A 1174-nucleotide genomic window follows, 5' to 3' on the forward strand; every position below is an offset into this window, starting at 1 on the left:
CGCAATACACCGCGAGCTTCAAGTACCAAACCAACTTGTTTGAATTTTAAGCCCTGCTCTTTCTGTGCAACGAGTGCAGACTTACCGATAAAGTCACGATCTTCTGACCAAGCAATCGTCCAGCCCATATTCGCTTCAAGCGGAGACACTTCCTCATCCATATCTGATCCATACAAGTTCATACCAGCTTCTAAGCGAAGTGTATCTCTTGCGCCGAGTCCGCATGGTTTTACACCAGCAGCCTCAAGATCTTTCCAAAACTTTTCCGCTTCAGCTTCAGGAACAATAACTTCTAGGCCATCTTCACCTGTATATCCAGTACGGCAATACATCCACTGGCCGTCTTCCAAACCTTGAAATACATTCAAAGACTCAATCAAAGATGCTGCATCCGCACGCACTTCAGAAACTTTCGCTAAAGCATTTGGCCCTTGAACAGCGACCATAGAGAGCTCTGGACGTTCATTTAATGAGGCATCAAAACCTTGGATTTGCTTTTCCATCCAAGCAAGATCTTTCTCTCTTGTTGCGCAATTCACAACAAGCCGAAAGCCTTCAGGCATACGGTATACGATCAAGTCATCAATCACGCCACCGTTTTCATTAAGCATACCGGTGTATAGCGCTTTACCGACTGACTTTAGCTTAGCAACGTCATTTGCTAGTAAGCGTTGCAGATACGCTTGAGCATCTGCACCAGACAAGTCGACGATAGTCATATGTGACACGTCAAACATGCCTGCGTCTTTGCGGACAAAATGGTGCTCTTGAACCTGAGAGCCATAGTGGATTGGCATATCCCAACCACCAAAATCGACGATCTTTGCGCCTGAATCAAGGTGCGCTTGGTACAAGGATGTTTTATTACCCACTTAACAGCTCCACAAGCTTATTAGTATTGGGCCGCATTTTACCGAAACAAAAGCTAGAAAAACTAGCTTTTAGAAGAAATTCTGTTGAAGAAATGTTCTATGGTGGGTAAGTGTTTTGTGAATGATGTATAAGAATGATCACCACCACGACTTAAATACATTTTAGCACCAAGCAATTTAAGCGCGGCTTCTTGATAATTGAGTGTTTCGTCTTCGCTCTCTGTTAAGAGAAATAACTGCGACAATTTTAAAGACGTCCGATCAACATCTAAAGCAAGTAATTGCTCCATATGCTCAGACTT

Annotated in this window: 2 protein-coding genes; both read right to left on the reverse strand. The window is 43.5% G+C overall.

What is annotated here, in order from left to right:
• A partial coding sequence (gene gcvT / locus A3739_RS20030; RefSeq protein ID WP_068502554.1) for a glycine cleavage system aminomethyltransferase GcvT occupies positions 1 to 872 on the reverse strand: 872 nt, incomplete at its 3' end.
• A gap of 62 nt (positions 873 to 934) precedes the next feature.
• A partial coding sequence (locus tag A3739_RS20035) for a YqiA/YcfP family alpha/beta fold hydrolase (RefSeq protein ID WP_304440295.1) occupies positions 935 to 1174 on the reverse strand: 240 nt, incomplete at its 5' end.

It is taken from the genome of Oleiphilus sp. HI0067 (assembly GCF_001635735.1).